The following is a 26,050-nucleotide window of genomic DNA, read 5'->3' as shown; positions in this document are numbered from 1 at the left end:
GTCCGCGCCCGCCCCTCACAGGCGGGCGACGACCATTTCCGCGGCCGCGCGCAGATAGCGGCCGCAATCGACCTCGGTCGGATGCTGCCCGCCGAAGGTGTCGCTGATCAGCCAGTAGTGCGCGATGGCCCCCACTGGCCGCACTCGCCCATTTGCGTGCGGACCGCCTCGATCAGCAGATCGTCCTTCGTCCGGAAATGCCGATACAGGGCGCCCGTTCCGCCGGAAAGCCCTGCGGCCTTTTCGATTTGGGACACCGTGGTCCGCGCGTACCCCTGTTCACCGAACAGGCGCAACGCCGCACCGATGATCCGATCCCGCGTCGAGTCACTCATGCCCGCCCCGAAAGTAAGCGCTTACTTACGCCCAAGCTACGACGGGCCACCGGTCCAGGCAACCCCTTCTCGGGCCCGCCAAGAATCCGTGAGGGAATCGGGTGATGCGGCGGCCCAGGCGTCAAAGGCGCGTATAAGGCTCGGAAACGGTGCGGGGGACGTACCTACCATGCCCGAATGGTGTGTGATGGTGCGTTGGTGGCGTCCGCGTCCGGTGTGAAATGACCCTGCCGACGCCGTGGCAGGCGAAGCGGGACCCCGGTGTTGCGACGGGGCCGGTGCGGGGAGGCGTGCGGTGCGCGCGAACGACTACCCTGCGCGCGAAGGCCGCCGTGTTGCGAGGCAAGTGGGGATTCCTGGTGGCGGTCGGCGCGAATATCGTCACGTTCGTACTGCTGTTTCGGCCCTGGCTCACCGTCGACGGCGTCGACGGGACGGCACGTGCGAACGCTTTCGGCCGGATCGAGGCGACCACCAGTTATATGGGGGCCTGGTCGAGACCGTCACCGTTCACGGCGAGTATCAGCGGCGCCTGGGCCGTCCTCGTCGGTGCGGCCATCGTGGTGCTGGCGACCGCCGTGGCGCTCGATCTCCGGCTGCGATCGCGGATGGTCTCGCTGGTCGCCACGGTCGCGGCGGTCGCCGTGGCGGTTCTCGTGCTGGTGGTGATGTGGCACCTCGACAGCCGTGCGGCACAGTTGTACGAGATGACCTCTCGCAGCTGGGATGTGGGCGGGCAGATCGGCTCGTGGATTCAGTGGGCCGTCAACGACGGTGATCTGGTCCTGCCGGGCGCCCGCTTCTCCGCACCGTATTCCACGACCGCCTTCACACCCGCCGCGCTGGCGGCCACCGCCACGTCCCTCGGCGCGGCAGTGGTGGCCGCCGCGCAGTGGTGGGCGGCTCGCACGGCCGATGCGGGATCGATGTCTATCCGGGTCCGAGGTCAGCGCCAAGACCCAAATTGATGCGGCTCGTGCCGGGACGGTGTGGTCCGGTTACGTGTCTGCCGACGGGTGTGACGGCAGACCGCGCGCGGGACGTCGCTGTAGAAGGAGTTCGTGATGAGCGGCGCTGCGCCGAATGCGGGGGATGTCAGCATCAGGCTCGGTCCTGTCGCACGCTGTATCCCCGCCACCACGCAGACGGTGGCGCAACTGCCGGAACTGGCGACGCGGACCGCGGCGCAGCGGGCGCACGCACTGAGTCTCGGCATCGACAGCGTGCCGGTCGCCGGGGACACCGCGGCCGCGGATCTGGCGCATACCGCCGCCGAGGCCGCCCTGCGCGAAGCCGGTCTGGCCGCCGCCGACCTCGACGCCCTGCTGCTGGTGCAGGGCCGCGCACCGGACTACCTGCTGGCCTCGGAGGCGACGGCGCTGCAGCACCGGCTGGGCGCGACGGGCGCGTTCACCACGAGCATCGGCGATCTCGGCTGCGTCTCGGTGTCCGCGGCCGTCGAAATGGCCGCGGCCCTGCTGCGCGGCGGCGGCCGCTATCGCACTGTGCTGGTGGTGGCGGCCGCGATCGCCCCGACCCGGGCGCGGTACCGGTCGCCGATGACGATCCTCGGCGACGGCGCGGCGGCCGTGCTGCTGACCACCGACGGCGCGGGCCGCTACGAATTGGTCGACCACATCGTCCGGAGCAACGGACAGTACGCGGATCTGTTCCGCATCGACTACCGCGACGTGCCCACGGCCGACTGGACCGAGGCGTGCGCCGACGAGGCGGCCTACTCGTTCCGGCTGGCGGTGGAGAGCCGCAACCGGTTCGCCGACCTGCGGGCGGAGATACTGGACCGGAACAACCTGGGGCACAGCGATATCGCGGCATACCTGATGCAGAATCTCGGCGCCGGGGCCGTCGAATTCTGGCAGCAGGCCCTCGACGTGCCGATCGATCCGGTCTGCCGCGGCAACCTCGCCCGCTACGGCCATCTGGGACCCGTCGACGTGCTGGTCAACGCCGAGGACGCGGCGCCCGCGCGGGCGGCGGGTGACTACACGATCGTGCTGAACTCCGCCCCGGTGGCGGCCTGGAGCATTGCGCTGCTGCGCCGACTGCCGGATCCGCAGGAGGTGCGGTGGAGCTGGTGAGGATCGCGCACCTCGGGGCCGAAAGGGCGGAAATGTCATGACCATCGCGGACGAGACGAGCTACCGGCAGTCCGGCAGATGGGCAGCGGACCGGGAATACTGGGCGGTCCGGCTCGCGGACGCCCCGCCGCCGGACACCGCACTGCCGCTGGGGCCCAACGGTTTCCAGCCGAGCGCTGGACACGAGAACAATCGGCGGCGCCTCACGCTGGACGCGGCCGCGCTCGCGCCGATCGCCCGGCGCAGCGGCGGCGGCACGGCGGCCGTGCTGCTCGCGGCACTGGCGGCGTTCGCCCACCGGGTCACCGGGGAGCGGGACATCGTGGTGGCACTGCGGCAGGGCGCGACGATCACACCGGTGCGGGCGAGCGTGGCTCCGGAGTGGACGCTCGGCCGTCTCGCGGCACAGCTCGGGCGGGAACTGCGGTCGGCCCGTCGCCACCGCTACCTGCCCGATTTCGACGCCCCGTGGCCCGCGGGCTGGAGCCTTGTCGCGGTGCAGGAGTCACCGGACGGCGGCGACGAGTCCGCCCCTTCGGACGAGGCGCACGCGGGTGCGCTGCGCGCCCGGCTGGACGACCGGGACCCCGGCCGATGGACCGTCACCGCCGACGGCATCGCCGAAGACCTGCCGCGGCGCTACCTCGACGTGCTCGACCAGCTTGTGCGAGAACCGGAACGGCCGATCGGCGCCGTCGACATCGCCGACGCCACCGAACGCCGCTGGGCGACAGAGCTGTTGAACGAGACGGCACACCCGCTGCCCGCACCGCACACCATCGCGGCGGCCTTCGCGCGGCAGGCCGACCGCACGCCGCACGCCACCGCGCTGGTCACCGACGACACGACCGTCACCTACGGCGCGCTCGCCGCCCGCGTGCATCGCTTGGCGCGCTGGCTCGTCGCGACCGGAGCCGGTCCGGAAACGGCTGTGGTGGTGGCGATCCCACGCTCGGTCGACCTGGTGGTGGCGCTGTACGCGATCGCGGCGGCGGGCGCGGTCTATGTGCCGATCGACCCGGCCCATCCCGGTGCCCGCACCACGCACATGCTGGACACCGTCCGGCCGCTCTGCGTGCTGACCCGCTCCACCGACGAGATCACCGTACCCGCCGGGGTGGCCACGGTGGCAGTGGACACACTCGACACGTCCGCGTATTCCCCTGCGGCGCTGCGCGATTCGGATCGTCGCGCTCCCGCGCATCCGGACCATACGGCATACGTGATCTTCACGTCGGGATCGACGGGCGTGCCGAAGGGGGTGGCGGTCTCCCAGGCGGCGATCGTCAATCACCTCGAATGGATGATCGCCCGGTACGCGCTGGGACCGGACGAGGTATACCTGCAGAAGACCGCCACGACGTTCGATGTGTCGCTGTGGGGCTTCCTGCTGCCGTTGCGGGTCGGCGCGACCGTGGTGCTGGCCCGCTCCGGCGGTCGGCGCGACCCGCAATATCTGGCCGAGCTGATCGAGTGGCACGGCGTCACGGTGACCGATTTCGTGCCGTCGCTGCTGTCGGCCTTCCTGCGGCAGGTGGAACCGGCGCGGCTGGCATCGCTGCGGCAGCTGTTCGTCATCGGCGAGCAGTTGCCACCGGCCGTGGCGGCGGCCGCGGGACCCGATGTGGCCGTGCACAATCTGTACGGGCCCACCGAGGCGGCGGTCGCGGTGACCGAGCATCGCGCGGAACCGGCCGACACCGTGGTGGTGCCGATCGGTGGTCCCGCCTGGAACACCCGGGCGTATGTGCTCGACGCCGGTCTGCGCCCGGTCCCGGCGGGTTTTCTCGGCGAATTGCATCTGGCCGGAATCCCGCTGGCGCGCGGCTATCAGGGCCGTGCGGCGGCGACGGCCGAACGGTTCGTCGCCGACCCGTTCGGAGCGCCCGGCACCCGCATGTATCGCACCGGCGACCTGGTGCGGCGGCGGCCCGACGGCACACTGGAATTCAGTGGCCGCGCCGACTCGCAGGTGAAGCTGCGCGGTCAGCGGATCGAGCTGGGGGAGGTGGAGCAGAGCCTCGCGGCACACCCGGACGTCGAACGGGCGGTGGTGCGGGTGCGCGACGGCGACGCGCGCAGCGACCGGCTCGTGGCGTACGTGGTCGGCAGCCGGGACGTGTCGATCGAGGCGGTGCGGGCATGGCTCGCCGATCGCCTGCCCGCCTACATGGTTCCCGATGCCTTCGTGCCGCTGGACCGCATCCCGATCACCCCGTCGGGAAAGCTGGACCTGCGCGCCCTGCCCGCACCGCAAGTCGACCGCCCCGACTACCGCGCCCCGGAAGGACCGGCGGAGACGGTGGTCGCGGCATCGTTCGCCGACGTCCTCGGAATCGAGCGGGTCGGTGCGCACGATTCGTTCTTCGCGCTCGGCGGCGACAGCATCATGGCGATCCTGCTCGTGGCCCGAGCCCGCGGGCGCGGGGTCCGGTTCAGCGCGCAGGACGTGTTCGAACAGCGCACGGTGGCCGCGCTCGCGGCCCTCGCCGCCACGACACCGACGGACACCGGCTCCCGAATCCTCACCGAACTGCCGGGTGGGGGCGTCGGGGACATGCCCCTACCGCCGGTGCTGCGGCACCTGATCGACCACGGCGTCGGCGACGGCCCGACCCAGTCGGCGACGCTGCGGCTGCCGGTCGGCGTGGACCACGCGACGCTGGCGGCGACCCTCGCCGCCGTCGTCGACCGTCACGACATGCTGCGGGCCCGGCTGTACCGGCGTGCGGGCGGCGGGACGGCCGTCGCCACGTCGCCGGAGACGGGGGACTGGCGTCTGACGGTCGCGCCGCCCGGCGCGGTGGACGTCGCGGCACTCGTGCACCGGGTCGAGGTCGATCCGGCGGCGGACACCGAGGCGATCCGCGCGCTGCTGGTGGCGGAGCACGACGCGGCGCTGCGGCGGCTGTCGCCCGCGGCAGGGGTTGTGCTGCAAGCGGTCTGGCTCGACCGTCCCGGCGCGGCCGGGTGGTTGCTGCTGGTCGTGCACCACATCGCCGTGGACGCGGTGTCGTGGCGCATCCTGGTGCCCGACCTGATGTCGGCGTGGACGCAACTGCGATCCGGCGGACCCGCCGCCCTGCCCGCGCCCACCACATCGATGCGCCGCTGGGTGCACGCACTCGCCGCCGACGCGCAACAGGGCGCACGCGCCGCGGAACTGCCGCTGTGGCGGCGCATTCTCGACGCCGTCGAAACCCCGTTGGGGGCAAGGCCGTTCGACCCGTCGGTGGATCGCGCGCAGGATGTGCGCTCGGTCCGGGTGCGCGTCGCGGAGGCGGCGACCGCGGAGCTGGAGGTCGTCGCCGAGCGCTTCGGGGCCGATACGCAGGACGTCCTGCTCACCGCGCTGGCGCTGGCCTTGGCCGCGTGGCGGCCGGAGGCGGCGGCGCGGCACCGGGTGTGGCTCGAGGGGCACGGGCGCGAAGCGGTCCCCGGCGCCGAATTGTCCCGTACCGTCGGCTGGTTCACCACCGTCTACCCGGCGCTGCTCGACGTGAGCGGCCTCGATGCCGCCGATGCGCTGGCGGGCGGCCCGGCGGCGGGGGCGGCACTCAAACGGATCAAACAGCACCTGCGCGAGCTACCGGATCGCGGCATCGGCTACGGAGTGCTGCGGTACCTCGCTGCGGGAGCCGCCGAGGAACTCGCCGCGCCACCGGCGGAGGTCGGGTTCCGTTATCTCGGCCGCACCGGCGCGCTGACCGGCGACGCGCCATGGCTGCCCGATCCCGACCTGTCCGATCTCCCGGAACCCGTCGCCGACGTACCCGCCATGGCGGGTCTGGACGTGGCGACCGTGATCGCCGGTGACAGTCTGCACACCGTCTTCGCGTATCCCCGAACCCTGCTGGGGGACAAAGACATCGAGGCGCTGACCGCGCTCTGGCAGCAAGCGCTGGCGGGCTTGGCCCGGCACGGCACCGCGCCGGGTGCGGGCGGCCGCACACCGTCCGACTTCCCGCTGGTCCGGGTGGGCCAGGACGAGATCGAGCAGTGGGAACGCCGCTATCCCGGCCTGGCGGACGTGTGGCCGCTGGCTCCGCTGCAGGAGGGCCTCTACTTCCACGCCGTGCTGGCGCAGTCGTCCGTCGACGCTTATCACGTGCAAACGGTGTTCCGGCTGTCCGGCGCCGTGGACACCCGACGGCTGCGCGACGCGGTGGCCCGCATCCTCGATCGGCACGCCGCGCTGCGGGTCGCGGTGCTCACCCGCACCGAGGGCGCCGCGGTCCAGATCGTGGCGGGCGCGGTCCGGGTGCCCTGGGCGGACCTGGACCTGCGCGACACCACCGACCCGGCGGCGGAGTTCGCGAAATTCGCCGCGGCGGATCGCCGCCGGCCGTTCCGTCTCGACGAGCCGCCACTGCTGCGCTGCGCCTTGATCACGCTCGGCGACAACGACTTCCGGTTCGTGGTGACCACGCACCACCTGCTGATGGACGGCTGGTCGATGCCGCTCGTCGCCACCGAACTGCTGATGCGCTACGCGGCGGGCGCAGCCCCCGCGGCCCTCCCGCCGGTACGCGGCTACCAGCATTTCCTGGCGTGGCTGCAGCGGCAGGACAGCGACAGCGCCCGACGGGCCTGGCAGGCGGCCTTCCAGAACGCGACGGGTCCGACCCTGCTGGCGCCGGAGCAACGCGCCCGCCGGATCACCTCGGTGGCCGACACCGTGGAGTTCGGCCTCGATGAGACGCGCAGCGAGTTGATTCGGAAAGTGGCTGCCGCACACCAGGTTACGACCAACACGGTGCTGCAATGCAGCTGGGGTCTGACCCTGGCGCTCACCACCGGCCGCCCGGACGTGGCGTTCGGCACCGCCGTGTCGGGCCGACCGGCGGAACTGCCCGGCGTGACCGAAATGGTCGGGTTGTTCGTCAATACCGTGCCCGTCCGGGTGCGGCTCGACGCCACGGAGACGGTCGCGGAACTGCTGGTCCGCCACCAGCGCGAACAGGCGGACCTGGTGGCGTACCAGTATCTCGGGCTCGCCGAGATACTGGCCGCGGCCGGTCGCCCCGCGCTGTTCGACACGCTGCTCGAGGTACAGTCCTACCCGCTCGACGCCGCCACCCTCACCGCGGCGAACGGCCCCGACGGGCTGGCGGTCACGGGCGTGGAGGTCAACGACGGCACGCACTATCCGCTCACCCTGGTGGCGTGGCTGGACACCCGGCTGCGTGTTCGGGCCGGATACCTGCGAGAGTGCTTCGACGAGGCGACGATCCGGGAACTCACCGACCGGTGGATGCGGGTCCTGTCGGCGATGATCGACGACCCGGACGCGCCGATCCAGCGGTTGCTCCCCGCCGAGGCGCCACGCATCGACCCCGCGCCGAGCGCTTCTGCTGCTGAGCCGCCGCCCTACGAGCCGCCGCGCGGGCGGCTCGAAGCGGCGGTGGCGGCGGCGTACGCCGAAGCGCTCGACGTGCCGCGGGTGGGCCGCGACGACGACTTCTTCGCCCTCGGCGGGGATTCGCTGAGCGCCATGCGCATGGTGAGCCTGCTGCGGGCCCGCGCCGGGGCGGAGGTTCCGATCGGGGAGATCTTCACCGCGCCGACCGTGGCGGCACTCGCCGCGCACGCCCGGCCCGCGCCGAGGGATCGCGGTGTGGTCCCGATGCCGCGACCGGAGCGCGTTCCGCTGTCCCACGGCCAGCGGCGGCTGTGGCTGGTGCACGAATTGTCCGACGGCGCACCGATGTACAACATCCCGCTCGCGCTGCGGCTGACCGGACCCGTCGACCTGGACGCCATGCGGGCCGCGCTGCGCGATGTGGTGATCCGGCACGAGGCGCTGCGGACGGTGTGCGCGGTGGCGGACGGGGTGGCGTATCAGCGCATCCTGGATCCGGCGGACGTGGAACTCGCGCTGCCGGTCATAGAATCCGGTGCGGCGAGCCTGTCCGCGCGGCTCAGCGCCGCCGCGCGCCGCCGGTTCGATCTGGCGAAGGATCTGCCGATCCGCGCCGCGCTGATGCGCTGTGGCCCGGCCGATCACGTGCTCATCGTCGTGCTGCACCACATCGCCGCCGACGGCTGGTCGATGGTGCCGTTGGCTCGCGACGTGGCCACCGCCTACACCGCCCGGTGCGCCGGGAGCGAACCCGCGTGGGATCCACTGCCCGTGCAGTACGCCGATTACACCCTGTGGCAACGGGAACGGCTCGGCGCCGATGACGAACCCACTCCGCTGCTGCGCGGCCAGCTGGAATATTGGCGCACCGAATTGGCGAATCTGCCCCAGCCGCTGCCGCTTCCGGCCGACCGTCCCCGGCCGGAGATCGCGCGGGGCGGCGCCGGGCAGGTCGGCCTGACCATCGACGCGGACCTGCTCGCCGCGGTGGAGGCCTACGCGGGCGCCCGGCGCGCCACCACGTCGATGGTGCTGCAGGCGGCGCTGGTCGTGCTGCTGCACCGGCGGGGCGCGGGCACGGACATCACCCTGGGCGGGCCGATCGCCGGACGCAACGACCCGGCGCTCGGCGATCTGGTCGGCTTCTTCGTCAACACCTGGGTGCTGCGTGTGGGCGTGTCGGGTGAGGTGTCGTTCGCGACAGTGGTGGACCGCGTGCGCGCGAAAGCCCTGGCCGCCTACGACAATCAGGACGCGCCCTTCGAACGGCTGGTGGAGCTGGTGGCGCCGCGGCGCTCGACCGCGTACCACCCGCTGTACCAGGTGATGTTCGCGTGGCAGAACACCGCCGTGCCGCAGCTGACGCTGCCCGGCCTGCACGTCGAGCCGGTGCCGGTCGACACCGGCGCCGCCAAGGTGGATCTGTTCTTCGGCCTCACCGCACCGGCTCCGGGGCAGCCGGCCGTCGGGACCGTGGAGTACGCGACCGACCTGTTCGACCGCGGCACGGTCGAAGAGCTGGCCGCGCAATACTGCCGGTTGCTGGCCGACCTCGTCCGGCAGCCGGACCTCGCATTGCACGCCCTCGACACCGAACCGGTGGGCGACGAGCGCGCGCGGCCGCTGACCGCCGCGCAGCGCGAGATCTGGTTCGGCCAGCAACTCGATCGCACCGGCCGTCGCTTCGTCGTCGGTGGCTATCTGCACATCCGTGGCGAACTCGACCACGCGCTGTTCGAGCGCGCGCTGCGGCACACGGTCGCCGGTGCCGAGACGCTGCGGGTGCGCATCGCGGTCGGCGACGACGGGCCGGTCCAGGAGCTCATGGACCTCACCGACTGGCCGTTGCACCACAAGGACTTTCGTGGCACCGCCGAGCCGTTCGACGCCGCTCGGGCCTACATCGCGACCGAATTGGACCGGCCCTACGACCTGACCGCCGCCCCGCTGTTCGATCACGCGCTGTTGCGGGTCGGCGAGGCGGATCACCTGTGGTTCCTGCGTTTTCACCATATCGTCGGCGACGGCGGCGGCATGGCCGCCTTCACCAAGCGGGTGTCGGACACCTACCGCGCGCTGTCTGCCGGTACCTCGGTGGCGGACACGGTGTTCGACCGGCTGGACGCCCTCGTGGAGCAGGACGTCCGGTACCGCGGATCGCACCGGTTCGACGCCGATCGCGAGTTCTGGGCCGGTCGGCTGGCCGGGCTCCCCGAGACGGCCGTGCTCGCCGAGGATGCCGTGCAGGGCAGTGCCGACGAATTCGTCCGGCACACCGGCACGCTCGACGCCGGCACGTGGCGGGCGCTGCGCGACCGTGCCGACGCCTACGGGGTCCGGTGGCCGGTGCTGGTACTGACGGCCACCGTGCTCGCCCTGCACGCCGACACCGGCGCTCGCGTCGTCGTGCCCGGTCTGACCGTGCCCGCGAAACGTTCCTGGCACGCGCTGGGCATGACCGCGAACGTGGTGCCGCTGCGTGTGGCGGTCGATCCGGGTGCGCCGCTGTCGGCGCTGGTCGCGGCGGTCGGCGCGGAGAGTTCGGCGGTGCTGCGGCATCAGCACTACCGGCAGGCGGACATGCGCCGCGCCGGGATCATCGACGGGCGGCCACCGCACGGGCCGGTGGTGACGATCATGCCGATGGATCTGATGCGCGAGTTCGGCGGGAATCCGGCTGTGCCCCACCAGGGTTCGCCGGGCCGCACCGACGGCGTCACGATCGGCGTCTACGACAACGGCGAACCCGAACTACGCCTCGACCTGGACTCGGTCACGGCGCGGCACACCCCCGCCAATCTCGCGGCCCACCACGCCCGGCTCCTGGACCTGCTGTCCGTGCTCGCCACCGCCGATCCCGACACTCCGGTCGGCCGACTGCCGTTCGGCGACGCGCCCGCGTCGGTGGCCGTCGCATCCGCAGGCGAGCGCGAGAACACCGCGGAGCCGACCACTCTCGTCGATTGCCTGCTGCGCGGTGTGGAGCATTCCGCCACGGCGACGGCCCTCGTGCACGGCGCGGAGTCGATGTCGTACGGGGAACTCCACGAGCGGTCGCAGCGCTGGGCGGCGCGGCTGTCCGCCCGTGGCGCGGGGCCCGGGATGCTGGTCGCGGTGTTGCTGCCGCGCGGTATCGACCTCGTCGTGGCGATCGTGGCGGTGCTGAAGTCCGGCGCGGCCTACGTCCCCCTGGATCCCCGGCACCCGGCCGCGCGTCTGCGGCTCATCCTGGACGACACCCGGCCCGGAATCGTGGTCACCGACCGGGACCACGCGGCCGCGCTGGCGGGCGAGCAGACCTTGGTGATCGATGCGCCCGGCGAGCCGGAAGTGCTGCGAGACAGCGCTTTTCGGCCGAACCCGGACAACCCGGCGTATGTCATCCACACCTCCGGCTCCACCGGGCGGCCGAAGGGCGTGGTGGTCACGCATCGGTGCGCGGCACGGCTGCTCGCGTCGACCCGGTCGCTGTTCGACCTCGGCCCGGCCGACGTGTGGACCCTGTTCCATTCCGTCGCCTTCGACTTCTCGGTGTGGGAGATCTGGGGTGCGCTGCGGCACGGCGCGACGCTGGTGATCGTGGACGAGCGGATCGCACGGTCGCCGGACGACTTCCTCGATCTGCTCGTCACCCACCGCGTCACCGTCCTCAATCAGACACCCGCCGCGTTCGATCTGCTCACCGCCGTCGTTGCCGCCAGGCCGGCGCGCGCGGCGGAACTGGCGCTGCGTCTGGTCGTGCTCGGCGGCGACAAGACCGACCCGCGCCGGCTGGCGGGGTGGGCGGCGGCGGTCGGCCGTGGCGGCCCGCGACTGGTGAACATGTACGGCATCACGGAGACCACCGTGCACGCCACCGCGCACGAACTGGCGACCGACGCCGACCGCGGGCCCGAAAGTGTTGTCGGGCAGCCCCTTCCGGGTCGGCGAGTGCGCCTGCTCGACGCGGCGCTGCGCGAGGTGCCCGCGGGCCTGCCCGGCGAGATCTACCTCGGCGGTGACGGCCTCGCGACCGGCTACCTGGGGCGGTCGGGCTTGACGGCGGCCCGGTTCGTCGCCGATCCGGCGGGCCCGCCCGGCGCCCGCATGTATCGCAGCGGGGATCTGGGCCGGGTGGGCGGTCGCGGGCTGGAGTACCTGGGCCGCGCGGACCGGCAGGTCAAGATCCGTGGGTTCCGCCTCGAGCCGGGTGAGGTCGAGGCCGCCCTGTGCGCGCTGCCCGGGGTGACGGCGGCGGTGGTCCGTGCCGAGGAACGCGCGCCGGGGGACCGGCGGCTGGTCGCCTACGCCGTCGCGCCCGGCGCCGACGCGGGGGTGCTGCGCGACCGGCTCGCCGCGACGCTGCCCGCGCACGCGGTGCCGTCGCTCGTCGTGCCGGTGGACGCCCTGCCGCTCACCGCGAACGGCAAGATCGACCACGCCGCGTTGTCCGCCCTGCGCACCGCCGCCGGTCGCCGCGGCCGCCCGGCCGGTGAACTCGCGAAGACCGTGTACGACCTGTTCGCCGACACGCTCGGGCGCGACGACTTCGGTCCGGGCGAGAACTTCTTCGCACTCGGCGGCGACTCGCTGCTGGCGGGCCGGCTGGTGCTGCGGATCCGCGCGGAACTCAACGCCGACATCGATGTCCGGGACCTGTTCGACCGGCCGACCGTCGGTGGGCTCGCCGAGGCGATCGAGCAGGCGAAAACGACCGCACCGCAGGGGTTCGCGCTCGGCGGTCCGCGACCGGATCGCATTCCGCTCTCGGCGGCGCAGCAGCGATTGTGGACCCTGTACCGGCTCGACCCCTCGTCGGTCGCGTATCACATCCCGGTCGCCGTGGAACTGACCGGCGCGGTGGATCTCGACGCGCTGCGGGCCGCGCTCGCCGATGTGCGGGCACGGCACGAGAGTTTGCGCACCGTGTTCACCGAATCCGGTGATGCGCAACTGATTCACGACGGCTCGCCGGAACCGATGTCGATCGAGACCGGCGAGCCCACTGTGGAACGACTGACGGCCGAGGCGGTACGTCCGTTCGACCCGTGTGTCCGGCCGCCTTGGCGGGCAACCGTATTCACCGGTGACACGAGTACCGTGTTCCTGCTCGTACTGCATCATCTCATCGCCGACGAACACTCCCTGGGCGTGCTGGCCGCCGACCTCGGGACCGCCTACGCCGCGCGCCGCGCCGGGCAGGCCCCCGAATGGCCGCCGCTTCCGGTGCAGTACGCGGACTACGTGGTGTGGCAGCACGCCACCCTCGGCGCCCCCGACGACCCGCACCCCGCGCTCGCGGCCGAACTCACGCGGTGGCGGCACACGCTGCGCGACCTGCCCGAACACTCGCAGTTGCCGCTCGACCGCCGGGCGGCGGCGCTCACGCAGCGCGGTGACACGGTGCCGCTCGAATTCGACGGCGACATCCGCGACCGGATCGCGGCGCTGGCGGCCGCCCGGAACGCGACGCCGTTCATGGTGCTGCACGCCGCGGTCGCCTGCCTGCTCGGCCGGGCGGGCGCGGGCACCGACATCGTCGTGGGCACGGTGACCTCGGGACGCGACACGGTCGGCCTCGACGAACTGATCGGGTTCTTCGCCGAAACGGTGGTCCTGCGCACCGACCTGTCCGGACGGCCGGGCTTCGCGGCGGCCGTCGATCGGGCGCGCGAGGCCGACCTGGCCGCCTTCGCGCATCCGGTGCCCTTCGACCGCGTCGTCGCGGCCGTTCGGCCCGAGCGCACGGCGGGGCGGCACCCGTTGTTCGAGGTCATGGTGACCCTGCGGCCGGAACGGGCCGCCGTCGACCTGGCGGGTCTGACCTGCCGCCCGATCGAGCTGCCGCGAACACACGCCAAGTTCCCGCTGCTGTTCGAGTTCGCCTGGGGGACAGGGACAGTGGGCGGCGTACTGGAGTACAGCACCGATCTGTTCGAGCGGACGACGGCCGAGTCGCTGGCCGCGGGTCTGCGGCGGCTACTGGCCGCCGCGCTGGCCGAACCGGACCGTCCGGTCGACGAGCTGCCGTTCCTGGCCGACGGTGAGCGACTGCGGTCCGCGCCGGTCGCGCCGCCACCGGCGGTCCCGGCGTCGGCGGCGGTGGACCCCGTGACCGAGACCCTGCTGCTCGAACTGGCGCGGTCCGTGCTCGGCGTCGACGACCTGGGCGTGCACGACAGCTTCTTCCGCTTCGGCGGCGACAGCATTCTCGCCATCCGGCTGGTGAACCGCGCGCGGAGCAGTGGGGTGTCGCTCACGCCCACGGACGTGTTCGAGCGGCAGACCGTCCGCGAACTGGCCCGGATCGCGACGGCGGTGTCGGCCCCGGCCGACCCGCTGGCCGGTGTCGGGCCGGTAGCGCCGACGCCGATCATGCGCGACCTGCTCGACAACCCCACGCCCACCGACGGTTTCGGGCAGTACGTCGTGGTGCCCGCGCCGGACGACGCCACCGCCGACACGCTCGCCTCGGCACTGCGACGCATCGTGGACCGCCACGACGCCCTGCGCTTGCAGGTGATCGACGGACGGCAGCTGGTGGTACGGCCGCCCGGCGCGGTGGCGGCGGCGAACTTGTTGCGGCACAGTGCCGTCCAGGATGCCGAAGCGGCTCTGCCGGACGCACTCACCGGCGCGCGGGACCGGCTGCGGCCGTCCGAGGGGGTACTGCTGCAGGCGGTGTGGCTGGACGCGCGGCCGGGCCTGCTGCTGATCGTCGTCCACCATCTCGCGGTCGACGGCGTCTCCTGGCGCATTCTGATACCGGAGCTGGCCGCCGCGCATCGCGCGGTGACCACGGGCGTGGAACCGGCGTTCGCGCCGGTCGTCACGCCGCTGCGGACCTGGACGGCCGCGCTGGCGGAGCAGCCGGTGCCCGCGGCGGAGACGCGGTGGTGGCGCCGGACGGTGGGACAGGTGGCGAGCGGACTGGCAGCTCATCGGCTGGACCCGGCCCGCGATACGGTCGGCAGCGCCGAAACACTCACGGTGACAGTGGATGCGGCGCAGACCGCCGAACTGCTCACCCGCGTCCCGCATCGGTTCCGGGGCACGGCGGCCGATATCCTGCTCGCCGCACTGTCGGCCGCGGCCCACCGCGCCGTGCCCGACGGGCCGGGTGTACTCGTCGACGTCGAGGGACACGGCCGCGACCTCACCGACCCGAGCCTCGCGGCGCTGGACGTTTCGACCACCGTCGGCTGGTTCACGGTCGTCTACCCCGTGCGGCTGTCGGCCGGTGTGCCGGACTGGGACGCCATGGTGCGCAACGGTTCCGGCCTCACCCACGTGGCCAATACCGTCAAGGAAGCGGTGCGATCCACGCCCCGGCGCGGCGTCGGCTACGGCATGTTGCGCCACGCGCAGGACGTGCCGCCCGAGATCGCGGCCGCCCGGGTGCCGATCGGGTTCAACTATCTCGGCAGGCTGGGCGGCGACGCCGGGGCGCTCGGCGTGCGATTTGGCAGTACGGCCGATGCGGCCATGGCGCTGCCCCACGCGCTCGAAATCAACGCCGCCGTGCGGGAAACGCCCGACGGCCCGGTGCTGCAAGCCGAATGGACCTGGGCGCCGAGTGTTCTGGACGCCGCCACGGTGTCGGGGCTGGCCGCCGACTGGACCGCGGCGCTCGCCGCCTTCGCCGCGCACCACACCGATCCGGCGGGCGTGCCGCGCACACCGTCGGACTTCCCGCTCGCCGAGGTCACCGCGGCGGAACTGGCCCGGCTGCGCGACGCCTTCGGCGAACCGTCGGACCTGCTGCCCGCGACACCGTTGCAGTCCGGGCTGTTGTTCCACACGCTCTATCAGCGGACCACCGATGCTCCCGAGGACGTGTACGTGGTGCAGCTCGTCCTCGGCCTCGAGGGAGATCTGGACGAACAACGTCTGCGGGCGGCCACCGTCGCGCTGCTGCGCCGCCACCCTCACCTGGGCTGCGTCTTCGCCGTCGAAGGCGCCGACCGGATCGTCGCCGTCGTCCGCGAAGCGGCCGAACCGGACTGGCGCACGGTGGATTTCACCGCCCTGCCCGAGCGCGATCGCGCCGTGGCCGGCGCCTTGCGGGCCGAACGCCGCCGGATCGACCCGGCCACCGCGCCGCCGCTGGCGTTCTGCCTCATCCGGATCGGGCAGCGGGAGTGGCGGCTGGCGTTCACCCACCACCATGTCCTGCTCGACGGCTGGTCGGTGGCCAATGTGCTGCGCGAGACGATCCTGCTGTACCTGGGCGCGGAACTGCCGCCCGCGCCGCCGTTCCGCGACTACCTGCGATGGCGGTCCACCCGCGACCGCGGCGCGGCCCGAGCCGCGTGGCGGACCGCGCTGCGCGACTGCCGCCCGACCCGCGTCAGCCGCGCCGGCCGGTCCGGCTGGTCCGAACAACCGGAAGTGCACGAATTCGTACTGCCGGACGAGCTCGCGAAGCGACTGCCCGAGCGCGCGGCCGAGGCCGGGCTGACCCTCAACACGCTGGTCTCGGCGGCCTGGTCGCTGGTGCTGGCGCACCTCACGGGCAGCGACGACGTCGTCTTCGGCACCACCGTGGCGGTGCGTCCGGCCGACTTGGACGCCGAGCGGATGGTGGGCCTGATGATCAACACGGTCCCCGTGCGGGTACGGCTGCGGCCGGGCGACACCCTCGCCGAACTCGCCGCCGGGCTGCAGGCGGCCCGGGCCGCTCTCTACGAGCACGACCACCTCGGGCTGCACGAGATCGAAGAGGTCGCCGGCAGCGCCGAATTGTTCGACACCTCGGTGGTTTTCGAGAACTATCCGGTGCAGGTCGACGATCTGGGTGACACCGGACTGCGCGCGCGCATGGTCGACGTCTTCGACCGCCCGCACTACCCGGTCGCGCTGGTCGTGGTGCCCGGCGCCGAGCGCACGGTCTTCCGCCTGGCGGTGCGGCCGCGGCAGCTGGCCTGGTCCGGTTCCGCGGCGGACTGGTGGGATCGCTTCCGGGCGGCCTGCGCTGCGCTCGCCGACGCTGCGGAACGGACGGTCGCGGGCACCGATCTGCTGCGCGGCGCGGAGCGGAGCCGCGTGCTCGAATGGGGGCACGGGCCGGACGTCGACTTCGAAAAAGACTGCCTGGCAACCACGTTCGAGAAGACAGCCGATCGGTACGCCGACCGTGTGGCGATCCGGTCCGGCGACACCGAGCTGACCTTCGCGCAGCTGCGCGGGCGGGTCCGCCGGCTGGCGGGTTATCTGGCGCGCCACGGCGTCGGCCCCGGCGCGGCGGTCGGCGTCAGGCTGGAACGCTCGGCGGAGGTGGCGGTGGCGTTCCTGGCCGTGGTGCGGCTCGGTGCGCTGATCGTGCCCTTGGACCACCGCTTTCCGGCGGACCGGCAGCGAAACATTCTGCGGCACAGCGGAGTCGGCGTACTACTCGACGCCGCGACCTTGGCCGCGGCGGACGAGACGCCGGAAACCGAAGGGTTGCCGCCCGTTCCGGTGGACATCCCGGCCTGCCTGATGTTCACCTCGGGGTCGACCGGCGTGCCGAAGGGTGTCGTCGTCACCCATCGCAATATCCTCGCGCGGGTCCGGGAGCTGGCTCGCAGCGGCGACGTGGGGGAGCGCGTCCTGTTCCACTCGCCGCATTCCTGGGACTTCGCCGTCCACGAGGTGTGGTGGCCGCTGCTCACCGGCCGCAGTGTGGTCGTCGCTCCCGCCGGTGACCTGGACCCCGCCGCCTACGGCCGGATCCTGCGCGACGGCGGGGTGACGACCGCCTCGATCGCCACCGGGCTGTTCGAAGTCCTCAGCGAACACTGCGCGGCGGAACTGGCCCGGGTGCGGCTGATCGTCGCGGGGTCGGCGCTCGCGCCCGCGGCGGTGGCCAGGGTGCGGGCGGTGCGGCCGGACGCTGTCGTGGTGAACGGTTTCGGCCCGGTGGAGGCGACGTTCATCGCGCTCGCGCATCCGGTTTCGCCGGACGAGCCGGACGGTGCGGTACCGATCGGCCGGCCGATCGCGAACAGCTCGGCGTTCGTGCTGGATTCGATGCTGCGCCCGGCCCCGCCGATGGTGGTCGGTGAGATCTATCTGGCCGGGGCGGGTCTGGCGGACGGCTACCATCGCCTGCCCGGTGCGACCGCCGAGCGTTTCGTCGCCTGCCCGTTCGGGCCGCCCGGCTCCCGCATGTACCGGACCGGCGACCTCGGGAGCTGGGATCGGCACGGAGTCATGCGCTTCCACGGCCGATCGGATCGGCAGGTGAAGGTGGGCGGCTTCCGGGTGGAGCCCGGTGAGGTGGAGGCTGCGCTGCGGCGCAATCCGGCCGTCGCGGCGGCGGTGGTGACCGCGCGCACCGGGCCGGGCGGTGTGACGCTCGCCGGGTACATCGTGCCGCGCGGCAGCGTGGATCCGGTGCGGGTGCGGGCGGAACTCCTCGACGAACTACCCCGATATCTGGTGCCGTCGGTCGTCGTGGAGATCCCTGAATTGCCGTTGACACCAACGGGAAAGGTCGATGTCGACGCATTGCCGGAACCTCCGCGCGGTGACAGCCGTGCGGCGCGCTCGCCTCGGCAGCAGCTGCTGGCGGAGCTGTTCGCGGCGTCTCTCGGCGTGAGTGCGGTGGGTGTCGACGACGATTTCTTCGCGCTCGGCGGAAATTCGCTGTCGGCGATGCGGCTGGTGGGCCGGATCCGGGCCGCGCTCGGTGCGACGGTGTCGCTCCGGGACCTGTTCGAAGCGCCCACGGTGAGCGGGATGGAACGCCACCTCGGCAACCGGTCCACCGAATCGGCGCCCCCCGTCGACCTCCCCGCGTCGCGGCCCGCCGTGTTGCCCTTGTCGCCTGCGCAGCAACGGTTCTGGACCGTCAACTACCTCGGCGGGCAGCGGCCCGACTACCTGCTCGCCGCGGCCGTCGAGATCCGCGGCGACCTGGACGCGGCGGCGCTGCGGTCCGCCGTCGGCGATCTCGTCGCCCGGCACGAGATGCTGCGCACCGTCCTGCCCTACACCGAAGACGGTCCCGCGCAACATATCGTGCCGGTCGACGCCGTGCGGATCGGCCTGCCGGTCCGCGAGCTCGAAGCGGCGGAACTGGACGGCGTGCTCGCTCGCGAACTGGAGCACGGCTTCGACCTGCAGACCCAGCTCCCGTTGCGCGGCAAGCTGTTCCGGCTCGCACCGGACCGGCATGTGCTGTTCGCGATGATGCATCACGCGGCCGTCGACGGTGAATCCCTCGCCGTCCTGCGCCGCGACCTGGCCACGGCCTATGCCGCGCGCCTGCGGGGCCACGCACCCGAATGGCCCGGTGCCGCCGCGCAATACGCGGATCACGTGCTGGCTCTGCGGGCGCGGCTGGGTGACGAGGCGGATCCCGGGTCGGTACGCCACGCCCAGGCCCGGTATTGGCGCACCAAACTGTCGGATCTGCCCGAGGAACTGCCGCTGCCGTTCGCCCGGCCACGCGCGGAGCTGACCAGCCGCGCCGCGGCCACGGTGCCCGTCGACCTCGACGCGGCGGCGGTGGCACGAGTCGCACGCGCTTGCGCGGCGACGCCTTACACGGTGGTGCACGCCGTGCTCGCCGCCGCGCTCAGCTCCTCGGGTGCGGGCCGCGACGTGCCGATCGGCGTGGCGGTGAGCGGGCGCGACAGCGCGGAACTGGACACCATGGTCGGCTGCCTGATCGATCTCGTGATCGTGCGCGTCGACACCGACGCGGGCGGCCGCGCACTCGTGCGCGCGGTCCGCGACGACCTGCTCGCGGCGGTCGACAATCGCGACTACCCGTTCGACCGCATGGTCGAGCAGGTGAACCCCCGCCGAGCCCCGCATCGCCACCCGCTGGTGCAGGTAGCCATCACCTATCGCGTCGAATCGCCCGACCCGCAACCTTTCCCCGACGCGCACCCGTACCCCCTCCCGGCGCCGTCGACCGAATTCGACATCCTCCTGGAACTGACCGAACGCCCCGCGACCGCCGGACCGGGCTCCCTCACCGGCACGCTGATCTACCCGGATCAGCTCTTCGACCGTCCCACGATCGCCCGCCTCGCCACGACCATGCGCGACCAGCTGGCGACCCTGCAAGCCGAATGCGAACACGGGGAAAAATCTGTAGTGGTGACTGTAGACATCCCGGATTCGAGGGTGTAACTTCTGTGGTGCGAACGAAGAAGGAAGTCTCCGATGGCACGGGAGGTGACGAACTACCCGTGAGATTGAGAGGACGGCGGGCGGCTCGGAGACCAGCAGGATCGACGGTCTCGTCGCCCGCCGGACCCGCAAGGTGAAATGCAAGGAATTCGAAGAAACGCCGTGAGCAGAAGGGAGCTGTTATTGCCGGGTCATCCGCGAGGATGTGTGGTTCGGGTGGTTCCCGGCGTTTCGGATACATGTCGGAAGTTCAAACCAATTCCCCCTTTCAGTGCCCCGGCGCCCCAGGCGCCGGGGCACTCCGACGTACGGAGACCGCGCGATTTCTGATCCCACCAGCGACAAGTTCGACGACGACGATTACCCCGCCTACACCATGGGCCGTGCCGCGGACATGCTCGGCACCACCCAAGCGTTCCTGCGCAGTCTCGACGAAGCGAAACTGATCACCCCGCAACGCTCACCCGGCGGGCACCGCCGCTACTCCCGCGCCCAATTGCGCATCGCCGCCCGCGCCCGGGAACTCATCGACCAGGGCACGCCGCTCGAGGCCGCGTGCCGGATCATCAGCCTCGAAGACCAACTCGCCCGAGCTCAGCGACACCTCGCGGCATCCGATCAGACCACCACGCCCGACCGCGACCGATAGCAGCCGGAAGACGGTTGCGCGCCGGTAAGCGGCGATTGCCTGTCCTCCACGCTCGAATGTGACCGATACCTGCCCGACGAACAGCGTCGGCGGCAGAGCACAGCCGCCGCGGGAATCGCCCGGAACGATTCGGCGCGTCCCGGATCCTGCCGTGCGGAGGGTAAGCGGGTAGCATCACCGTAAGCGCTTCTGGCCGAATCGCGACTCTCCGCCGTCCGAACAGGATCTCCCTACCTCGGTGCGGCATCGAAATACCCGCGAGACAAGGGAATTCGTCGCGGCAAGTGAGAAGTGGGTGCAAGAGTGAGTAGCACGGACGACAGGTCGCAGAACCTGTTCAGTCACCTCGACCGGCCGGTCGAGACCGATTCGGTGCCCCCCGGCGGCGCGGCGTACCGCGTGGAATTCAGCGCCGCGGACACCGACCACACCGCGGGCGGCGACGCCCAGGTCAGAGGGTAGTCACGATCTTGCCGTGGACGTGCCGTCCGGCCTGCCGGGCGACGGCCTCGCGGATCTGCTCGAGCGGGTAGGCCGCGGCGATCGGCACGGTGAGTTCGCCGGAGCGGATGGCGTCGGTGAGGTGCGCCAAGGCGTCCGGCCCCGCATCGGATTTCGGCGCCCCGGCGGCGCGTGGTGATCGCCGCCAACCCGGAACTGCGGGAACGCGAGGCGCTGAAGGGGCTGCGGCTCACCGCTGCGATGATCGAGTCGCTCGAGCGGCGCGGCGTTGCGCGCCTGACCGCGCGAGTGGCCGCGGAATTGGGCGCGCTGGCCTGGGACCTCGCCTACGAGCGCTGGAGTGGCCCGGCCTGCGACGAGGAGTTCGGCGAACTGGCCCGGCAGGCGCTGACGGAAGTGCGGGCGGCCGGCTCCCGATGCTGAGGAATCTCGGGCCGAGAAAAGCGAAACCCGCGCCGTGGCGCGGGTTTCGCGGGTTCTACCGATTCCGGCTAGATTGCGCGGACGCTCTGAGCCTGGGGACCCTTCTGGCCCTGCCCGATCTCGAACTCGACACGCTGCCCCTCCTCGAGGGACTTGAAGCCGGAGCCGGAAATCTCGGAGTAGTGGACGAAAACGTCGGGACCGCCACCGTCTTGCGCGATGAACCCGAAGCCCTTTTCGCCGTTAAACCACTTCACACTGCCTTGCGACATACTTTGTCTTAACTTCCTGTTGCGAGCCGGGCGATCACTTCAACAGCCCGTACCCGTCCCCCAGCATGCCACACTTCCCGTCCGGAGGGGGAACAGCGCGGGGTGAGCTGCGCCTCCTCGACCGGCTTATGGTTACTGGGTGAAACGAACGGCCCGGTGAGGAGTGGGATCGGGCAGTACGTCGCTGCGCTCACACCCGGGGCAGTATGCCTTCCCGGGCGGCCGCATCGACAGTGGGGAGACGGCGGCCGCCGCCGCTGTCCGGGAGCTGTCCGAGGAACTCGGCGTCCATGTGCCGCCCGATCGGGTCCTCGGTCGGCTCGACGATTTCGCCACCAAGTCCGGGTACGTGATGTCGCCGTTCGTGGTGTGGATCGGCGACGATGTCGAGTCGATACGCCCGAATCCCGACGAGGTCGCCCACGTGTACGCCGTGACGCTAGCGGAAATCGATGTGGACCCGCTGTTCGTCAGTGACCCGGCCGTGGCGGAACCCATTGTGCAGTGGCCTTTTCGGGGCGCCCTCGTGCACGCTCCGACCGCGGCCGTCCTGCATCAGTTCCGCGAGGTCGTCCTGCACCGCCGCCACACCCGCGTAGCACATTTCGGACAGCCGGTATTCGCCTGGAAGTGAGCGGCGGCCGGTCCGGCTTCCGCCCACACCGAGGACCGACAGCATCCACGCCGAACTCGCCCCCGCGGCCGGTGAACGCTACGTCGAACTCCGCGGGTGACCGTGCCGCGCCACGGCGCCCGACTGCCGGCCGTCAGCTCTCGCCGTCGCGAGATTCCGCCGCCCGCCGGGCCAGGACACGCGTCCCCGGCCCACTGGCGGCGCCGGGCCCGGGCAGCGCTGTCACGTTCGCGGTCCGCACCGGTTCGTGGCACGCCGAGCAGCAGACCTGCGGGGTGAACTCCGCGCCGCACTCGTCGTGAATCACACGCACCGGCGGCCCGCCCGGCGGCGTGACCCACTTGTCGCCCCAGGCCATCAGCGCCAGCAGCACCGGCACGAGGTCGCGCCCGGCCGCGGTGAGGTGATATTCGTACCGTGGCGGACGGTCCCGGTATGCCCGGCGTTCCACGATGCCGTCGTCGACCAGCGTCTCCAGTCTGCGGGTGAGCAGGTTGCGCGAGATGCCGAGATTCTCCGCGATGTCGTCGAATCGGTGCAGGCCCAGGTGGAGATCTCGCACGATCAACAGGGTCCACCATTCGCCGACCCGTTCCAAGGACTGCCCGATCGAGCAGTGCATCTCCGCGAAGCTGGTCCGTTGCATGTCTCCGAGTCTAGAGGGTTGATTCATTGAACTCACCTGGCGTACCGTTGCCGCTCGTAGGGTTCAATGAAAGGACTTACTGATGCCGTTCGTGGAGTTGTTCGTCCCCAAGGGTTCGCTGGACCAGGAGAGCCGGGAGGCGATCGGTGGTCGCCTGGTGTCGGAGGTGATGCTCGCCGAGGGCGCGCCGGATACCGAGGCGGCGCGGTCGATCTCGTGGCTGGTGGTGAACGAGATCGACGCCTGGTTCGTCGGCGGGCGGCGGCTTCCTGCCGGGGAGAAGCCGAAATATGTGGTGCGAGTGGGTGTTCCGGCTGGTTCGATGAACGACGACAAGCGTGCCGACATCGTGCGGCGGGTCACGAAGGTGCTCGCGGACGCCGACGACGACCCGGCGCGTTTCACGCAGGCCGCCACCGCGTGGGTGCACATCAACGAGGTGCCGGAGGGTAACTGGGGTGCGCGCGGCGAGATCGTGCGAATCGAGGACATCATGGCCGTGGTGGCGGGCGGCCGGGCATAGTGGTGCGATGAAATACGTGCTGCTGATCTGTGATGACGAATCCGTCTCGCCGAGCAACGAGGAAATCGCGGCCGACCCGGCGCACCGCGCGTGGGATGCGGATACCGACCGGCGGGCCACCCGGCTCGGGGGCGCGCGGCTGCGTCCGGTGGCGGACGCGACGACGGTGCGGGTCCGCGACGGCGAAACCCTCGTGACCGATGGGCCGTTCGCCGAGACGAAGGACTTCATCGGCGGTATCGACATCATCGACTGCGCAAATCTGGACGAGGCGCTGGCGATCGCGGCGGGTCACCCGTACGCCCGCCACGGTTGCATCGAAGTCCGCCCCGTCTGGGAATGACCGCACCGGACGCCGTGCGCGCCGCGGTCGAGGCGGCGTATCGCGAGGAGTGGGGTCAGGTCGTCGCGACCCTGATCGGGGCGACCGGCGACTGGGACCTGGCCGAGGACTGCGCGCAGGAGGCGTTCGCCGCGGCCCTGGCCGCCTGGCGGCGCGACGGCGTTCCCGATCGCCCGGGCGCCTGGCTGACCACCACGGCCCGCAACCGCGCCACCGACCGTGTGCGTCGCGACACCACCGGCCGCGCCAAACTGCGGGAACTCGCCGTGCTGGCGCGGCAGCGGGAAGGCGGTGCGGGAGAAGCGATTCCGGACGAGCGCCTGCGGCTGATCTTCACCTGCTGCCATCCGGCGCTGGCCCTCCCGGCTCGCGTCGCGCTCACCCTGCGCACCCTGGCGGGCCTGACCACCGCCGAGATCGCGAAGGCGTTCCTGACCACCGAGACCACCATGGCGCAGCGGCTGGTGCGTGCGAAACGCAAGATCGTCGAGGCCGGGATCCCGTACCGGGTGCCGCCGGCGGATGTGCTGCCGGAGCGGATGTCCGCGGTGCTCGCCGTGCTGTACCTGATCTTCAATCAGGGCTACGACGAGCAGGACGGGCCGCGGGCGCTGGCGGGCGAGGGCATCCATCTCGCGCGGGTGCTGGTGCGGCTGTTGCCGTCCGAGCCCGAGCCGCGCGGGTTGCTGGCTCTGCTGCTGCTCTCGGAAGCCCGGCGGGCGCACCGGACCGTCGACGGTGTGCTGGTTCCCCTGGAGGAACAGGACCGATCCCGTTGGGACAGTGCGCTGATCGCCGAGGGCGTCGCGACGCTCGAGACGGCGCTGGCCGCGCAGCGGCCCGGTCCGTACCAGGTGCAGGCCGCGATCGCCGCGTGCCACGCCACCGCACCCGACGCCGCGGCGACCGACTGGCGGCAGATCGCGACGCTGTACGCCGAACTCGCCCGCCTGACGCCCTCGCCGGTGGTCGACCTCAACCACGCGGTGGCGATCGCGATGGCCGAGGGAGTCGCCGCGGGTCTGGCCCGGGTCGACGAGATCGCGGGCTCCGGCCGCCTCGACGGTTATTACCTGCTGCCGGCCACCCGGGCCGACCTGCTCCGCCGCGCCGGGCGGCGGCGCGAGGCCGCCGCGGCCTACGAGCAGGCGCTCGCCCTCGCGCCCACCGATGCCGAACGCCGATACCTCACCGGCCGGTTGCGAGCGCTCTGACCTGCGCGAAGGCTCGCACGCAAAAATTCTTCGAAAAAGTTGGGCGCCGGTGTCGATTCCGGTCGACCTCGTTCGTCGGTGGGCAAAACCCACCGAACAGAGAGGTGAGACAGATGTCGCACACCGAGCCCCTGACCGCCACCATCACCGTCGACCACACCCCGGAGGAGGTCTTCGCGGCCGTCACCGACGTGCGCGGATGGTGGAACGCGAACATCATCGGCGCCACCGCCGCCCTGCACGACGAGTTCGTCTTCACCGACGACTCGAAGTACCCGGGCGAGGCAGCCCGCTCCGGTGACGGAATCCGCTTCTGCCGCTTCCGGATCACCGAGGTCGTGCCCGGCGCACGCATGGTCTGGCACGTCGTCGACGCTCATCTCGACTTCATCGCCGACCACGACGAGTGGACCGGCACCGACGTCGTCTTCGACATCACCGCCACCCCGGCCGGTACGACGCTGAACTTCGCCCACCGCGGCCTGACATCCGAATCGGAATGCTTCCAAGCCTGTTCCCGCGGCTGGACCTTCTACATCACCAAGAGTCTCCCGCAGCTGCTCGCCACCGGCACCGGTGACCCGATCGCGAAGTACTGATCACCCCGCGCAACGAGAGGACACGGATCATGACCTTGATCGAAAAGCCCGCGCGGGCAACGATTCCGGACTCCGGCCGAGCCCGGCGCGGACTCCTGCTGGGGCTGGTGTGCGCGGCCCAGTCCATGGTGTCGGTCGACATCGCCATCGTGAATGTGGCGCTGCCCTCGATCCAGCGCGATCTCCATGTCGGCAACGACGGCGCGCAATGGGTCGTCGTCGCCTACGGCCTGCTGCTGGGCGGCTTCCTGCTCATCGGCGGGCGGATGACCGACCTGCTGGGGCAGCGGCGGATACTGCTCGCCGGGTTGGGCCTGTTCACCGGTGCCTCGCTGCTGGCGGGACTGTCACAGAGCCTCGGGCTGCTTGTCGCCGCGCGCGGAT

At 71.6% G+C, this 26,050-nt stretch carries 14 protein-coding genes and 3 pseudogenes; 12 read left to right on the top strand and 5 right to left on the bottom strand.

The genetic code is table 11. The features are described from left to right. Positions 1-15 precede the first annotated feature (15 nt). Positions 16-144, bottom strand: a complete 129-nt coding sequence (locus tag NWFMUON74_RS36615; RefSeq protein ID WP_269475373.1) for a hypothetical protein — start codon at positions 142-144, stop codon at positions 16-18. After that, a complete protein-coding gene (locus tag NWFMUON74_RS21780; protein WP_197986891.1) occupies positions 108-335 on the bottom strand; it encodes a TetR/AcrR family transcriptional regulator in 228 nt (75 codons plus the stop codon). The genes NWFMUON74_RS36615 and NWFMUON74_RS21780 overlap by 37 nt, the downstream gene beginning before the upstream one ends. A gap of 332 nt (positions 336-667) precedes the next feature. Here NWFMUON74_RS21780 and NWFMUON74_RS21775 point away from each other — a divergent pair, with 332 nt between their 5' ends. From NWFMUON74_RS21775 to NWFMUON74_RS21755, 5 genes are all read left to right on the top strand, one after another. After that, the gene (locus NWFMUON74_RS21775) at positions 668-1,303 is read left to right on the top strand and encodes a hypothetical protein (RefSeq protein WP_187683683.1); all 636 of its coding nucleotides are present in this window, start codon (positions 668-670) and stop codon (positions 1,301-1,303) included. A gap of 96 nt (positions 1,304-1,399) precedes the next feature. After that, on the top strand, positions 1,400-2,434 hold the full coding sequence (locus NWFMUON74_RS21770; RefSeq protein ID WP_187683682.1) for a beta-ketoacyl-[acyl-carrier-protein] synthase family protein: 1,035 nt from the start codon (positions 1,400-1,402) through the stop codon (positions 2,432-2,434). Between the two features lie 37 nt (positions 2,435-2,471). Beyond that, positions 2,472-19,901 (top strand): non-ribosomal peptide synthetase, encoded by a 17,430-nt coding sequence (locus NWFMUON74_RS21765; protein ID WP_187683681.1) that lies wholly within the window; start codon positions 2,472-2,474, stop codon positions 19,899-19,901. 376 nt (positions 19,902-20,277) lie between these two features. After that, positions 20,278-20,550, top strand: a complete 273-nt coding sequence (locus NWFMUON74_RS21760) for a helix-turn-helix domain-containing protein (RefSeq protein ID WP_187683680.1) — start codon at positions 20,278-20,280, stop codon at positions 20,548-20,550. Positions 20,551-20,853: 303 nt separating this feature from the next. Further along, the gene (locus NWFMUON74_RS21755) at positions 20,854-21,012 is read left to right on the top strand and encodes a hypothetical protein (RefSeq protein ID WP_187683679.1); all 159 of its coding nucleotides are present in this window, start codon (positions 20,854-20,856) and stop codon (positions 21,010-21,012) included. On the opposite strand, the pseudogene NWFMUON74_RS21750 reads toward NWFMUON74_RS21755, so the two are convergent. Beyond that, a pseudogene (locus NWFMUON74_RS21750) lies at positions 21,002-21,115 on the bottom strand (zinc-binding dehydrogenase); the annotation flags it as partial. The gene NWFMUON74_RS21755 and the pseudogene NWFMUON74_RS21750 sit on opposite strands and share 11 nt — an antisense overlap. Before the next feature lie 71 nt (positions 21,116-21,186). Here NWFMUON74_RS21750 and NWFMUON74_RS21745 point away from each other — a divergent pair. Further along, positions 21,187-21,435, top strand: coding sequence for a hypothetical protein (locus NWFMUON74_RS21745; RefSeq protein WP_187683677.1), 249 nt, complete (start codon positions 21,187-21,189; stop codon positions 21,433-21,435). A 68-nt stretch (positions 21,436-21,503) separates the two neighbouring features. Here the strand turns inward: NWFMUON74_RS21745 and NWFMUON74_RS21740 are convergent, their stop codons facing one another. Next, complete coding sequence (locus NWFMUON74_RS21740; RefSeq protein ID WP_067590617.1) at positions 21,504-21,707, bottom strand: cold-shock protein; 204 nt, start codon at positions 21,705-21,707, stop codon at positions 21,504-21,506. A 178-nt stretch (positions 21,708-21,885) separates the two neighbouring features. On the opposite strand from NWFMUON74_RS21740, the pseudogene NWFMUON74_RS21735 reads away from it, so the two are divergent. Beyond that, positions 21,886-22,341: pseudogene (locus tag NWFMUON74_RS21735) on the top strand (NUDIX hydrolase); the annotation flags it as partial. A 133-nt stretch (positions 22,342-22,474) separates the two neighbouring features. On the opposite strand, the gene NWFMUON74_RS21730 reads toward NWFMUON74_RS21735, so the two are convergent. Next, entirely contained in the window at positions 22,475-22,987 is a 513-nt protein-coding gene (locus tag NWFMUON74_RS21730; RefSeq protein WP_187683675.1) for a winged helix-turn-helix transcriptional regulator, read from the bottom strand. 82 nt (positions 22,988-23,069) lie between these two features. On the opposite strand from NWFMUON74_RS21730, the gene NWFMUON74_RS21725 reads away from it, so the two are divergent. The 5 genes and pseudogenes from NWFMUON74_RS21725 to NWFMUON74_RS36945 form a co-directional block, all read left to right on the top strand. Beyond that, entirely contained in the window at positions 23,070-23,510 is a 441-nt protein-coding gene (locus tag NWFMUON74_RS21725; protein ID WP_187683674.1) for a tautomerase family protein, read from the top strand. A 7-nt stretch (positions 23,511-23,517) separates the two neighbouring features. Further along, a complete protein-coding gene (locus tag NWFMUON74_RS21720) occupies positions 23,518-23,853 on the top strand; it encodes a YciI family protein (RefSeq protein WP_187683673.1) in 336 nt (111 codons plus the stop codon). Further along, complete coding sequence (locus NWFMUON74_RS21715; protein WP_187683672.1) at positions 23,850-25,067, top strand: RNA polymerase sigma factor; 1,218 nt, start codon at positions 23,850-23,852, stop codon at positions 25,065-25,067. Before NWFMUON74_RS21720 ends, NWFMUON74_RS21715 begins: the two co-directional genes overlap by 4 nt. Before the next feature lie 113 nt (positions 25,068-25,180). Then, positions 25,181-25,666 carry an SRPBCC family protein gene (locus NWFMUON74_RS21710; protein WP_187683671.1) on the top strand — a complete coding sequence of 162 codons (486 nt, stop codon included), beginning with the start codon at positions 25,181-25,183 and terminating at the stop codon, positions 25,664-25,666. Between the two features lie 29 nt (positions 25,667-25,695). Continuing rightward, positions 25,696-26,049 (top strand): annotated as a pseudogene (locus NWFMUON74_RS36945) (MFS transporter); the annotation flags it as partial. Position 26,050 lies beyond the last annotated feature (1 nt).

Source organism: Nocardia wallacei (genome assembly GCF_014466955.1).
In the GTDB taxonomy this organism is placed as follows: domain Bacteria; phylum Actinomycetota; class Actinomycetes; order Mycobacteriales; family Mycobacteriaceae; genus Nocardia; species Nocardia wallacei.
The sequence above is the reverse complement of the archived record's forward strand: the minus strand, read 5'-3'. Positions and strand labels throughout refer to the sequence as shown.